Here is a 13,730-nt window from a genome sequence, read left to right as displayed (position 1 = left end):
TTCTTTTGCGCGCGGTCTCGCCTTACCCCTGCTCGTTTACTTATTAAATACGCGTACGCGCATGGGCATTCGCTATTTTACATTACCACAGTACATTGTTCCTGTCAATGTTTACAGCTTACTTTGGCATTTCTTACCGTTTTTCGGGCCCGAACCGAAAAATTCCTGCGCGGATTGTATGGTTAACGCTTGCGCACCGGGCGGCTTTTTACTATAATTTTAACCAGAAAAGCCAAAGTTTGGGCAAAGCGGCTTTGCCCGTTCCGGAACGCCGCCGCTCTGCTCTGCTCCAGAGGAGTGATCTTCTGATGAAACATTTGTCCGTTTTTCGCCGCTGGATGCACACCGTCCGGCAGCTTCGCCTTGCCCTTCTGGGCCTTACACTGCTGTTCGTGACCCTGGTATTCAGCGCGCTGGACTTCACCCTGCAGCTCAACCGCTACACCATCGCCTCCAGCCAGGATCCCCTGCAAAACACCGCCCGCTCCAGCATCGTCACACTGGAAAGCTATCTGGAACGGCAGCTGAGTTATGTGCAGTGGGCGGCCACCGCCATCGCCAGTCTGCCCGAGGGCAGCAGCGAAGCCGAGGTGCGCCAGCTGCTGGATGAATACTTCCAGCGCAGTGACTTTGCCCAGATGTGGGCTGTCTCGCTGGATAAGCAGGCCATCTCCTCCCAGGGTTTTTCGCTGGATCTGTCCAGCGAAGAGGCTCTGGACAGCGCCTTTCAAGGGCTGAGCGGCTATTCCGCCGTATACACCAGCCGCACTTACAAGGACGATCGGTTCTACGTATACGTCCCGGTGCGTGTAAGCCCCGAGCAGCCGGTAACCGGCGCCGTGCTGGGGGTGCTGGAGGTGGACCAGCTGGCACAGGAGCTCACCTTGTACGGCCTGTCGGACGAGAGCTGCCTGGCCGTATTTCAGCCGGACGGCAAGCTGGTTTATGCCTGCCCCAATCTGCGAAGACAGCTGACGGACAGCGACAACTTCTGGGACACCGAGGTTGGCCACATTCTGGGCAGCCTGCCCGAAAATGAAGCCGGGCAGTTCGGCACCGCCGGCAGCGATAAGGATGCGGTGGCTTGGCTGTGCGTTCCCACCGGCATCCAGAACTGGTACCTGTATCAGGATGTGCCCCAGAGCGCCCTGCTGGCCACCAATGCCCAGGAGACCAGGCTCGTGATGCTCATGGCGGTGAAGATGCTTGCCGCCTCGGTGGTGATGCTGGTGCTGCTGGCGGTCTACCACCGGCAGCGGGAAGGCCAGGTGCAGCGGGCCGAGGACTCTCTGCGCACCAGCAACCAGCTGCTGGCCATGGCTCTGCAGCATACCGCCATCACCCTGTTCATTTATGACCTGCACGATCATACCATGGCTTCCTGCGCCGAGCCCCGGCCCGGCGAAAAAGCCTCTGCGCCCACCGAACCTGCCCTGCTGGTGCAGAGCGGAACGGTGGCCCCCCAGCATTCCACCGGCTTTCTGGCTCTGTTTCATCAGATCCGCCAGACGCAGGAACCGGTGCAGGGCGATTTTCTGGTGCGCTGGCCGGGCCAGAGTGAATACCGCTGGACCCGGGTGACCCTGACCGCCGTGCTCATACCGGGTCAGGCCCCTAGCCATGCCATTGTGACCTTTGAGGACATCACCGAGGAGCGCCGCCGGGAGGACGAACTGCGCCAGCGGGCCAACCGGGACCCGCTGACCGACCTGTTCAACCGGCGTGGGCTGCGGGTGCGGGTAAACGAACTGCTGGCCCAGCCCGACCCGCCCAAAACCGCCGCCCTTTTGATGATGGACCTGGACCACTTCAAGGAAGTGAACGACATGCTGGGCCATCCCGTGGGCGATGTTCTGCTGCGGGAGGTGGCACGGCTGCTGGAGCAGCTGGCCCCCGCCCCCGGCATGCCGGTGCGGCTGGGCGGCGACGAGTTCCTTGTGCTGCTGCCCGGCGCGGACTGGGCCCAGGCCGAGGCACTGGCCGGGCGCATCTGCGACCGGCTGCCTGCCCTTGCCAGCAAGCTGGAGTTGGGTGTTCCGGTGGGCGTGAGCGTGGGTGTGCACCTGTTTGACCCCGCCGCCGAACCGCTGAACCAGGCCTATCAGCAGGCGGACGTGGCCCTCTATACCGCCAAGCGCAACCGGGGCTGCTGGGTATCCACCCGCAGCCTGCGGAAGCTTTGAGCCCGGGAGGTATGCCATGGAACCGTTCGTACATTACAACATCTATTTTCAGATGGCCGGATTTGTATTTCTGGCCGCGCTGGCCCTGATCTGCCTGCTGCGGCAGGGGGCTCACACCCTCACCCGCACCGCTTTGCACCGGCTGTTCGCCAGCGCCATGACCGCCACCGCGCTGGATGTACTGGCCACTCCGGTACGCGCCGGGGCCTGGTCCTGGGTGCCCGGATGGGTGGCCCACCTGCTGCTGGTGGTCTGGCTGATCAGCCAATATCTGTTTTTCGCCTGTTTTGTGCTGGGCATGCTGTTCCTAGCCAAGGCGCCCGGTCCTCGGCTGCGCCGGATGATGCAGCTGACCGGTGTGGTGTGCTTTGCCGGAACCGCCGCCGCCCTGCTGAGCCCCTGGCTGGAGCTGCTGTACCGGCCCGCGCTCAGCGGCGGCTTTGCCGATGGTCCGCTCTATCTGCCCATGCTGGCGATCTGGTGGCTGCTGCTGGTCTTTGCCTGCTTCTGGCTGCGCGGGGCGCGGCCGGGCTCCGGCCGCCGCTGCGCCGCCTGCATGGCCGGACTCGTTCTGACTGCCATGCCGCTGCAGCTGGCTGTGGGCGGCGTGCGGCTGTTCTGGTTTTTCGTGGCGCTGTCCCTGCTGCCCGCCGCGCTGGGCGCACCGCTGCCGGGCAATCAGATCCACACCGCCAGCCGCTGCCCCAACTACCGGGCCCTGGTGGACACCCTGTGGGACTGCTACCAGTTCCGCAAGCCTTATAATCTGGCCTTTCTGCGCATCGCCCCCGCCAACGACGCGGGTGCAGCCCAGTCCACCGCCTGGATGGCTCCGGCCGCAGCACGGCTGCGGGCTGCGCTGCCCCGGTGCACCGTCTTCTTTCTGAGTCAGGCGGACCGGTTCTTGGTATTCAGCCGGGGCAGCCGGGAGGGCTTCAGCAGCCAGATGGCGGAGCTTGCCGCCGGGCTGAACGAGGGCTGGCTGCTGGGGGAATCCACCGTTACCCTGACCCAGCCCGCCTTGCTGATGGACGGCCTGCGCTGCGCGCCCGACCTGGATCAGGCGCTGCTTCTGCTGGACCTTCTGGAGAAGTTCGTGCCGGACGGCCCGTCCCATGCGGCTCCCCAGTGGGTGAACGATCAGGCACTGGCCCGCTTGCAGCGCACTCTGGCGGTGCGCCGCGCTTTGACCGGTGCGCTGGAGCGGGGGCGCTTTGCACTGCGCTATCTGCCGGTGCTGAACGCCCGCACCGGAAAGCCGGTGCAGCTGGAGGTGCTGCCCCGCATCGACGACGAGCAGCTGGGCCTGCTGGGCCCGGATGCCTTTGTGCCCATTGCCGAGCGCTGCGGCCTGACCGAGCGGATGGGCGAGGTGATCTTCGATTCGCTGCTGGCGGCCATGGCTGCCGACCCGGAGCTGTTCAGCCGGGTGGAGCGGGTGAGCATCAACCTGAGCCCGCTGCAGCTGGCGGAGCCGGACCTGGCGGACCGGTTCATCCGCATGGCCCGGGAGAAGGGCGTGCCCTGCTCCCGGCTGGCCTTTGAGCTCACCGAGAGCCGCAGCCTGCGCCGGAACGACGGGGTTCCCCGGCTGATCCGCCAGCTGTTCGACGCAGGAGCCGCCATCACGGTGGACGACTTCGGCGCGGGCCATTCCAACCTGACCCGCATTCTGGACCTGCCGGAGGCGGGAGCCGTGAAGCTGGACCGCTACGTGATGCGCATCTGCCTTTCCCGGGACCCCCGGCTGCTGGCCCACCTGATCGACTTCGTGCACGACTGCGGCAAGCTGGTGATCGCTCAGGGCGTGGAAAGCCGCCAGCAGGCCCAGCAGCTGGTCGATCTGGGCGCGGATTACCTGCAGGGCTTTTACTACACCATGCCGCTGGACGAGGCCGGTCTGCGCCGGTTCCTGCACGGCGACGGAATCTGAATGGCTGTTTGCCTTTGCTGCCCCGCTTTCTGTGTTGCAAAGCGGGGCAAAATCCTGTAAAATGGGAGAATAGAGCGCTTGGGGCCCCTTTGCGGGCCCCTTCAAAATAAGAGGAGCGAAGAATCAGCTATGGAAAAGCCGAACAATTTTCTCACCGAGATCATCGACGCGGACCTGGCGGAGGGCCGCGTAACGGAAATTCACACCCGGTTCCCGCCGGAGCCCAACGGCTACCTGCACATCGGCAGCGCCAAGGCCATCTGGATCAACTGGGGCATTGCCAACGCCTACGGCGGCAAGTTCAACCTGCGCTACGACGACACCAACCCGGTGCGCGAGGACGACGAGTACGTGAAGAGCATCGAGGAGGACCTGCGCTGGCTGGGTGCTGTGCCCAACGGCGGCATCTACTACGGCAGCGACTACTTTGAGAAGTGCTACGAGTACGCCGAGCAGCTGATCAAGGAGGGAAAGGCCTATGTGTGCGACCTGACTCGCGAGCAGATGCAGGAGTACCGGGGCACCCTGACCGAGCCCGGCAAGCCCAGCCCCTGGCGCGACCGCAGCGTGGAGGAGAACCTGGACCTGTTCCGCCGCATGCGTGCCGGTGAATTCGCCGACGGCAGCCGTACCCTGCGCGCCAAGATTGACATGGCCAGCCCCAACATGAACCTGCGCGACCCGGCCATCTACCGCATCGTGCGCGCGCATCATCACCGCCAGGGCGATGCCTGGTGCATCTACCCCCTGTACGATTTTGCCCATCCCATCCAGGACGCCATCGAGGGCATCACCCACAGCATGTGCAGCCTGGAGTTCGAGAACCACCGTCCCCTGTACGAGTGGGTTATCAACAACCTGCATCTGGGTCCCTTCCCCATCCAGCGCGAGTTCGCCCGCCTGAATGTGTCCAACACCGTGATGAGCAAGCGCTACCTGCGCGAGCTGGTGGAAAAGGAGATCGTGGACGGCTGGGACGACCCCCGCATGCCCACTCTGTGCGGCCTGCGCCGCCGCGGCTACACCCCCTCCAGCATCTTTGAGTTCGTGAAGAAGGCCGGTGTTTCCAAGGTGTACAGCCTGGTGGACTATCGCCTGCTGGAGTACTGCATCCGCACCGAGCTGGAGACCACCGCTCTGCGCCGGATGGCCGTGACCGAGCCCATCAAGCTCACCATCACCAACTACCCCGAGGACAAGGTGGAATACTTCGATATTCCCAACAACCCCAACAAGGCCGCCAACGACTCCTCCACCCGCAAGGTGGCCTTCTCCGGCAGCCTGTACATCGAGAAGAGCGACTTCGCCGAGGTACCCCCGCCGAAGTTCCAGCGCCTGAAGCCGGACGGCGAGGTTCGCCTGATGGGCGCCTACATCGTGAAGTGCAACGAGGTCATCAAGGACGAAAACGGCGAGGTGGTCGAGCTGCGCTGCACCGCCGACCTGGAGACCGGCAACGGCAATCCGGTGGACGGCCGCAAGGTGAAGGGCACCATCCATTGGGTGAGCGCCGCCCACGCGGTGGACGCTGAGGTTCGCCTGTACGACAAGCTGTTCACCCAGGAGAACATGGGCGAGCTGCCCGAGGGCAGCGACTACAAGGACTTCCTGAACCCGGATTCCGTGAAGGTTCTGAAGGGCGCCAAGCTGGAGGCCAGCCTGGCCGACGCAAAGCCCGGCGAGAAGTTCCAGTTCGTGCGCATAGGCTACTTCACCCCGGATTCCAAGAATCCCGGCGTGTTCGGCCGCATCGTGACCCTGAAGGACAGCTTCAGCAAGACTCTGGAGCAGAAATAAGTTTAGCACGCTTGCTTCAAACAGCACCGGCGGCTGCCGTATTCCCCCACCCGGGGAACGGCAGCCGCCGGTTTTTCTTTGTTTTCTTCCGCCTTGCCAGAAGCTTTTGATCTGTGGTATACTGAAATATAGCGGGCAGATGCCTGCCAGCCATATACAGATTCTTTCGCGCCGCTGTGCGCGTTTTCCATATCCCCATCAAGGAGGCCTTTTTATGATCGCTTTATGGATCGTGCTTATTCTCATTCTTATTCTTTTGATTCTGCTGGGCGTTGCTGCCGCCCGTGCGCTTCAGATGAAGCCCACCTCTGCCGCCACCGCTCAGTTCCCGGATTCCGATCTGGAACGGGCCCAGCGGTACGCCGAGGCCCTGTCGGCTCTGGTGCAGTGCGAGACCGTGTCGGAAAAGGACCAGGCAAGCCGCCGCAAGTTCCAGGCCTTCCACAAGCTGCTGCGGGAGCAGTTTCCTCTGGTGCACAAGGCAGCCACCCGCACCGTGCTCAACGGCAGCCTGATCTATAAAATTCCCGGTCTGGACGGCGGCGCAGGCGCGCCCATCCTGATCATGAGCCACCACGACGTGGTGCCCGCCCAGGGTGAGTGGAAGTACCCGCCCTTCTCCGGCGAGATCGTCGAGGGCTCGGTGTGGGGCCGCGGCACCGTGGACACCAAGGGCAGCCTGTTCTGTTTCATGCAGGCGGTGGAGGAGCTGCTGGCCCAGGGCTGGAAGCCCGAGTGCGACGTGTATCTGGCCTCCAGCTGCACCGAGGAATGGGGCGGCGACGGCGCGCCCGCCATTGCTGCCTGGCTCAAGGAGCAGGGGGTCCATCTGGGCCTGCTGCTGGACGAGGGCGGCATGATCATGGATTCCCCCATGGCCGGGGTCAAGGGCCGCTACGCCATGGTGGGCGTGGTGGAAAAGGGCTACGCGGATGTGAAGTTCACCGCCAATGCCGCCGGTGGCCACGCCAGCGCTCCCGGTCCCAACACCGCACTGGTGCAGCTGGCCAAGTTCATCTGCAAGACCGACCGGCACAGCCCCTTCCAGGCCCGCTTCTCCCCCACCCTGCGGGAGATGTTCCAGCGCCTGGCTCCCAACATGAGCTTTGGCATGCGGATGCTGCTGGGCAACCTGTGGCTGTTTGAACCGCTGCTCTGCTTCCTGCTGCCCCGTGTGAACCCGCTGGCGGGCGCGATGATGCGCACCACCTGCGCCTTCACCATGGCCGAAGGTTCCCCCGCCTACAACGTGCTGCCCCAGCAGGCCTGGGTCACCGCCAACATGCGCTGCATGCCTCACCAGGGCACCGACGAGAGCATCGAGATCATCCGCGCCGCTGCCAAGAAGTGCGGGCTGGACACCGAGGTGCTGAAGGCCGACCCGGCCTGTGCCGAGGTGGACTTCAAGGGCGATGCCTTCCGTCTGCTGGAGGAGACCATGGGCAAGATCTACCCCGGCTACGGGGTGGCCCCCTACATCATGACCGGCGGCACCGATGCCCGGTTCTACATGTACGAGGGCGTGGTGGAAAACGCCCTGCGCTTTGCCCCGCTGGAGATCAACAAGCAGCAGTACGCCAGCATCCACGCGGCCAACGAGAACCTGTCCATCCTGGCGCTTCCCCCGGCCGTGGACTTCTACCAGGAGCTGCTGCGCTGCTACTGCGCCCGCAACGGCAAGCCGGAGCTGGCCCCCGAAAAGCCCGCCCGCAAGGCACCGGCCCGCAAAAAGGCGGCTCCCAAAGCCAAGACCGAAGCGGAGGAGCCTGTGACCGAGACCGCCGAGCCCGCGCCCGAAGCTGCACAGCCGGAGAGCGAACAGCCCGCACCGGAGGCCCCGGCAGAACAGCCGAAGAAGGCCGCGAAGCCCCAAAAGAGCGCTGCCGCAAAGGCGGAAGCCGCTGAGCCTGCCGAAGCTGTGGAGGCTGCGGAAGCCACCGAGCCGAAGCTCGAAGCGGAGGAAGCCTCTGCCGAAGCGGACGAGCCCCGGGAGGAATAATCCAAACGCAAACGAGCACCTGCATGAAAAACGCAGGTGCTCGTTTTTTGTTTGTTTTTTACTGTTTTGCGCCCCGCAGCAGCCGCCATTCCAGTGCGCCGCAGCCACCCAGATACACCACCCAGAACAGGCCGTAGGCCACCAGAGAATTCACCGGGATGGGATAGGGTGCGCTGGCAAAGCCGCCCATCAGGTTATTGTACAACAGGGACAGGGGGATGAAAGGCAGCAGCCACAGGTTCACCGCCCAGAACCGCCGCTTTGCCCGGGGACGGCTGGCAGGCTCGCCCACCGTCATGCCGATGGCATAGACCACGCAGCCCATCACCATGAGCAGCAGGCCGATGGCGGTGGCGATGGCGGTCTGCTTTTCGTACCAGAGCATCGCCGCTGCCAGAAGGCCCGCCACGGTACTTCCGGTGGCCACCACCGAGAAAAGCGCCGCGTCCGGCCCCTGCTCCCGCGCTGCCGGGTGCTGCCCGGTCAACAGATAATCGGTGGTGACATCCAGCTGCTTGCTCAGCGCCAGCAGCCGCTCCAGGTCCGGCGCTGTCTGGCCGCCCTCCCATTTGGACACCGCCTGCCGGGACACGCCCACCCGATCCGCCAGCTCCTCCTGGGAAAAGCCCTTTGCCTTGCGCAGCTGCTGCACCCGCCGGCCCAGCTCCTCGTTCAGACTCATACCGTCCACTCCTTTTTGTTTTGCTGGAACCCAGTATACCCGATGAAGCCGGGGCCTGTCCACCATTCGCCGCCCGAATTCCGTCAACCGGGCGTTGCGTTTTGTCAATCGCTGCCCCTGCGGGCGCAAAAAAGCGGCGGAGGCCAAAAACCTCCGCCGCTTTGCATGCAAAATTGATTTACAGAATGCCGCACCCGGCCAGCACCAGCAGCACCGCCAGCAGGCCGAAGTTCAGCGCGCTGAACACCAGCAGATACCGCCCGGTGTTCGCGCCCGGGGCCTTGGAATAGATCTTCAGGCTGATCAGGCTGGCCAGGCTGGCAATGGGGGTGCCCAGACCGCCCAGGTCCACGCCCATGAGCAGACCCGCGCCGTTTTCGGTAAAGCCGGAGAGCAGCACCGCCGCCGGCACATTGCTGATGACCTGGCTGGCCGCCGCGCCCACCAGCATCTCCCGTCCCTGCATCACACTGGCCAGGAAATTCTGCAGCGCCTGAATGCGGGCCAGGTTGCCCGCGAAGACGAAAAAGCACACGAAGGTGACCAGCAGCGCAAAGTCCGCCCCCAGCACCAGCTTACGGTCGAATACCGCCAGTGCCGCGATCACCACCACCAGCAGCGCGGGCCAGGGCAGCAGATGGAACACCGAGGCAAGGCAGACGCAGAACAGCACGCCGCACAGAATCAGCTGGGCGCGCTGGCGGGCGGTCATGGGTCCTTCCTCGTTCTGGCTGGTCAGGGTGACCCGCCGGGCCGGGGTGAAGAGACACAGCACCACCAGCACCACCAGGCTCGCCAGAGTGGCGGGCACGGTGAGGGCGAAGAACTCGCCCGCGGAAAAGCCGTAGCGGCTGTAGAGATAGAGGTTCTGGGGGTTGCCCACCGGGGTGAGCATGCTGCCCAGATTGGCTGCCACCGTCTGCAGGCTCACCACCCAGGGCAGCAGCCCGCCCTGGCCGCTGGCGGCCAGCACCAGCACCGCGAAGGGCACAAAGGTGATGAGGGCCACATCGTTGGTGACCAGCATGGAGGAGAAAAAGCAGAGCATCACCAGCACAAGGCACAGCCCCTTGCCGCTGCCGCTGCGTTTGACCAGCGCCGATGCCATCCGCCGGAAAGCCCCGGCCTGCTCCATGCCCGCCACCACTGCCATCAGGCAGTAGAGCAGGGCCAGCACCCGGCCGTCCACATAGCCCAGGTATGCCGCATCCGGCGGAATCACCAGACAGGAGGCCAGCGCCAGCACCGCCGAGATGACCAGCACCGGCTCGCCTTTCAGCCATTGCATCATGTTTTTCATCGGCCCAGCACCTCCTTCTTCAGCACCCGGAAGGCCTCGTCCTCGCCCTTGTCCCGCAGGGTGAGAAGCATATATTCCAGCAGCTTGCGCGTCTCCGGGTGGAGAATGTAATGGTCCCGGCCCCGGTCGTAATATTCCCAGGGGGAGGCATCGGTGTAGTTCTTGCCCTGATACACCTTGCTGGCGGCCACCCGGTCGCAGAACATCTCGGCCACAAACTGCAGCGGCATTTTATTGCCGATCAGCTTGCCGGTGCCCGCCGGGTCGTAGTCGATCCAGTATTCCAGATGGTGCCGGTTGCGCCCCTTGTGGTGCAGCCAGGCGGTGCTGCAGCCCTCGGCCTGGCGCTGGGCGTCGTTGGGGCTGCGGTTGCCCTGATAATATTTCACGCCCGGCCAGAATTCACTGGGCGAATATTTGGAAAGGTCATGGGTCAGCCCCCGCCAGTAAAGCCCCAGCCGGAAGCAGTGCTTCATCACCAGCCATTTGTGGTGATTGATGGTGCAGAAATGCCCCCACAGATTCACAGTTGATCCCTCCTACAATCAAAGACCGGGCTCCATGGGAACCCGGCCTTTATTATAGCATATTTATGCAGCGGCGTGGACCATCAATCAATGGTTTCCGACTGCTCGTCCAGCCGGTCTTCCCACAGATAGTGCCGGGTCTCGGCCACGATCACCCCGCTGAGCAGCAGCACCGAAATCAGGTTGGGGAAGGCCATCAGGCCGTTCATCAGGTCCGCGAAGCTCCAGACCAGGTCCAGGTTGGCCACCGCGCCGATGAACAGCACCACCAGGAACACCAGCCGGTACACCGGGATGCCCTTCGGCCCGAACAGGTATTCCACGCAGCGCTCGCCGTAGTAGCTCCAGCCCAGAATGGTGGTGAAGGCAAACACCGAAAGGGCCAGCGCCAGCACGATCTGACCGGCGGGCAGGTTGGCAAAGGCCAGGCGGGTCATGGCGTCGTCGCTGGCGCCCTCATACAACTGGGGCTGCTTGACCATGCTGCTCACCACCACGATTCCGGTCATGGCGCAGACGATCACGGTGTCCCAGAAGGTGCCGGTCATGGAGACCAGAGCCTGGCGCACCGAGTTTTTGGTCTGGGCAGTGGCCGCCGCAATGGGCGCGGTGCCCAGGCCGGACTCGTTGGAGAACAGGCCCCGGGCCATGCCGTAGCGGCAGGCGGCCATCATGGCGCCGCCCACGAAGCCGCCGGCGATCTGCTGAAAGCCGAAGGCGCTTTTCACGATCAGCACCAGCGCCTCGCCCAGATAGGGAGCGTTCAGCACCAGAATGGCGATGCAGCCCAGAATGTAGAACAGGCTCATAAAGGGCACCAGCTTTTCGCACACCTTGGCAATGGCCTTGACGCCGCCCAGGATCACCACGGCGGTGATGGCGGTAACCACCAGACCGGAAAGGGCGGGAGCCACCCCGAAGGTGGTGTGGATCACGTCGGTGATAGCGTGGCTCTGCACGGTGCAGCCCGCACCGAAGGTGGCCAGCACCGTGAAGGCGGCGAAGATCACCGCCAGCCATTTCCAGCCCAGGCCCCGCTCAATGGTATACATGGGCCCGCCCACGATGGCGCCGGTCTTGCCCCGGGTGCGGTACTTCACCGCCAGCAGGGCCTCGCCGTACTTGGTGGCGATGCCAAACACGCCGGTGAGCCAGCACCAGAGCACCGCGCCCGGGCCGCCCAGGGCGATGGCGGTGGACACGCCGATGATGTTGCCGGTGCCGATGGTGGCCGCCAGCGCGGTGGCAAGCGCGCCGAACTGGCTGATCTCGCCCTGACTGCCCTCATCCGGCGAAAGGCTCAGCCGGATGGCCTTGGGAATATGCCGCTGCACCAGACGCAGCCGGACGGTCAGAAACAGATGGGTGCCGAACAGCATGACCAGCATCGGCACACCCCAGATAAAATTGCTGCACGCGCTTACAAGCGCGGTGAGGCTTTCCATGGGATTCTCCCCCTTAAAATCACAATATTTTAGTATTATACCATATCAAAGCCAGCCGCGCAAATCCGCGAAAAAGGCCGGGCCCCGGCAGCTTTCGGGGCCCGGCGCGGCTTTGTCTTATTGTTTTTTCGCGTCAGAGTCCCCGGTGCCGTCCGGGGCAGCCTTGCTCGCGCACAGCACGTTGTCGCTGTCGCACACGCCGCTGGTGGTGGGGTCGGTGATCACGCCCAGCACCGCCAGCACCGCAAACAGGGCGTTCACCACCGCCAGCAGCCGGTTGCCCAGCTCGCCCAGCTCCAGCTGGTAGCCGAACACCGCTGCCACCACCTGAACCAGCAGCAGCACCGCCGGGATCAGGCTCAGCCAGAAGGCCTTGTTTTGAATGCGTACCATCCAGTTGATCTTCTTCATCTTGTTCCTTCCTTTCGCTCCAGAATCGTGATTCGTGTTTCGTGGTCGTTGAGGGCAGCGTCCTGCCCGTCGTTGTGCTTCCACAGGCGGCGGTGGCTGTCGGTGTTGTCCCGCTCCTGACGGGCCTGCCGGTCCTGCAAGCCCTCCACCAGGGTGGAGAGCTTGGTGAGGGTGCTGTTCAGCCGGATCACCGGCGCCCCCACCGACAAAAACAACCCGGCCACCACCACCAGCACCCCGACCACATTCCATTCATTCATATTCATCCTCCTCACCAGATAAACTCCGCTGAAAAGCCCAGCCCCTTGCAGTAGTTCTCAATGCTGTGCCGGTCGCCCTCGTTGGGCACCGGGCACAGGCGCAGCTCCAGGCCTTCCTCCGGCGCGTCGATGATGCGGCAGCGGTCGTCCAGAAGGGCGGCGTACACGGTTTCGCTCTTGTACGCAAGCTGCACCATGGGGTAGCCGTCCACCAGACCATCCGCCAGAGTGAGGACGGGATAAGTACCCTCCGGCAGCTTGTCTGTTTTTCCGTCCGGGTTCAGCACCACCGCGTTGATGTCCGGCGCGGTGAAGTATTCGCAGCGGCCGGCATCGAACACCTCCAGCTGCTTGCCGAAAAGGGGCACAAATTCCGCCGCGCCGGGGGTGCAGCGCTCCCGCACGATGCGGGGCAGGTCACAGTACATCCGGTTCAGATCGCACCGGCCCGCAACGCCGGGCACCGACCCGCTGCTGGAGTGCTGCCAGATGGCGGCGTTGTCCACCCCGATTTTGCCAGTGTAGTTGGCGATCCACACCCCCTCGTACGGATCGAGTGCCGCCATGTCCATGTAGCTGTTCACAAAGCTGGTGTAGCTATAGAACATGGGCAGATAGCCCGCCGCGGCCACCACCTCCATAAAGGCGTTGCAGATGGCGGTATTCTTCGCCCGACTGAAGGCGGCGTATTTGACCGCGTGCTCGTAGTCCAGCACCAGAGGCAGGCTCAGCGCCCGGCCCGCCAGCAGCTCCAGCGCCCGGGCGGCGGCGATGCGGGCGTGGTCCTCACTGTCGATGTAGCTGTACAGATACACGCCCACGTCCAGCCCGGCGTTTGCCGCGCCGGTGAGGTTGCGTTCAAAACAGGGATCGACGACGACGCTGCCGTCTCCGTTTGCGTAGCCCAACCGCACGAAGGCGAAGGCATAGCCCGCCGCCTTTACCCGGGCCCAGTCCACCTCGCCCTGGTATTTGCTCACATCAATCCCGTTTACCGGTGTTTTGGTTTCATACTTCAATGCCATTTCGTTTCTCCCTTCCTGTTGCGCGGCTCAGGGCAGATACAGAATTACCATGCCGCCGCATTTCATATCCCGCCAGTAGATGTCGCCCGCGTCCGGGATGGTCAGGGTGATCGTCTGCCCGACAGAGATCTGCATCTCGCCCCGGGCCGAGATCTCACCGTCGCCGAA

At 63.9% G+C, this 13,730-nt stretch carries 11 protein-coding genes; 4 read left to right on the top strand and 7 right to left on the bottom strand.

Annotated elements, in window-relative coordinates; translation table 11 throughout:
* Window positions 1–308: 308 nt before the first annotated feature.
* The 4 genes from B5F28_RS00055 to B5F28_RS00040 all read left to right on the top strand — a co-directional run bounded on the left by B5F28_RS00055 (window position 309) and on the right by B5F28_RS00040 (window position 7,912).
* Window positions 309–2,183: a sensor domain-containing diguanylate cyclase gene (locus B5F28_RS00055; protein ID WP_158097462.1), complete on the top strand. Its 1,875-nt coding sequence runs from the start codon at window positions 309–311 to the stop codon at window positions 2,181–2,183.
* A gap of 16 nt (window positions 2,184–2,199) precedes the next feature.
* Entirely contained in the window at window positions 2,200–4,116 is a 1,917-nt protein-coding gene (locus B5F28_RS00050) for an EAL domain-containing protein (protein ID WP_087291714.1), read from the top strand.
* Between the two features lie 129 nt (window positions 4,117–4,245).
* Window positions 4,246–5,913, top strand: a complete 1,668-nt coding sequence (locus tag B5F28_RS00045) for a glutamine--tRNA ligase/YqeY domain fusion protein (RefSeq protein WP_087291711.1) — start codon at window positions 4,246–4,248, stop codon at window positions 5,911–5,913.
* 214 nt (window positions 5,914–6,127) lie between these two features.
* Window positions 6,128–7,912: a M20/M25/M40 family metallo-hydrolase gene (locus B5F28_RS00040; RefSeq protein ID WP_247643359.1), complete on the top strand. Its 1,785-nt coding sequence runs from the start codon at window positions 6,128–6,130 to the stop codon at window positions 7,910–7,912.
* Window positions 7,913–7,970: 58 nt separating this feature from the next.
* Here the strand turns inward: B5F28_RS00040 and B5F28_RS00035 are convergent, their stop codons facing one another.
* From B5F28_RS00035 to B5F28_RS00005, 7 genes are all read right to left on the bottom strand, one after another.
* A complete protein-coding gene (locus tag B5F28_RS00035) occupies window positions 7,971–8,594 on the bottom strand; it encodes a helix-turn-helix domain-containing protein (protein WP_087291708.1) in 624 nt (207 codons plus the stop codon).
* 178 nt (window positions 8,595–8,772) lie between these two features.
* Window positions 8,773–9,894 (bottom strand): SLC13 family permease, encoded by a 1,122-nt coding sequence (locus B5F28_RS00030; RefSeq protein WP_087291705.1) that lies wholly within the window; start codon window positions 9,892–9,894, stop codon window positions 8,773–8,775.
* Window positions 9,891–10,421, bottom strand: a complete 531-nt coding sequence (locus B5F28_RS00025) for a DUF5662 family protein (RefSeq protein WP_275532602.1) — start codon at window positions 10,419–10,421, stop codon at window positions 9,891–9,893. Before B5F28_RS00025 ends, B5F28_RS00030 begins: the two co-directional genes overlap by 4 nt.
* Window positions 10,422–10,504: 83 nt before the next feature.
* Entirely contained in the window at window positions 10,505–11,866 is a 1,362-nt protein-coding gene (locus B5F28_RS00020; protein ID WP_087291702.1) for an alanine/glycine:cation symporter family protein, read from the bottom strand.
* A 117-nt stretch (window positions 11,867–11,983) separates the two neighbouring features.
* Window positions 11,984–12,277, bottom strand: coding sequence for a phage holin (locus B5F28_RS00015; RefSeq protein ID WP_087291699.1), 294 nt, complete (start codon window positions 12,275–12,277; stop codon window positions 11,984–11,986).
* The gene (locus B5F28_RS00010; RefSeq protein WP_087291696.1) at window positions 12,274–12,537 is read right to left on the bottom strand and encodes a hypothetical protein; all 264 of its coding nucleotides are present in this window, start codon (window positions 12,535–12,537) and stop codon (window positions 12,274–12,276) included. Before B5F28_RS00010 ends, B5F28_RS00015 begins: the two co-directional genes overlap by 4 nt.
* Window positions 12,538–12,548: 11 nt before the next feature.
* A complete protein-coding gene (locus tag B5F28_RS00005) occupies window positions 12,549–13,562 on the bottom strand; it encodes a GH25 family lysozyme (protein WP_087291693.1) in 1,014 nt (337 codons plus the stop codon).
* Between the last annotated feature and the right edge of the window lie 168 nt (window positions 13,563–13,730).

It is taken from the genome of Gemmiger sp. An194, assembly GCF_002160145.1.
GTDB lineage: Bacteria > Bacillota > Clostridia > Oscillospirales > Ruminococcaceae > Allofournierella.
The sequence above is the reverse complement of the archived record's forward strand: the minus strand, read 5'-3'. Positions and strand labels throughout refer to the sequence as shown.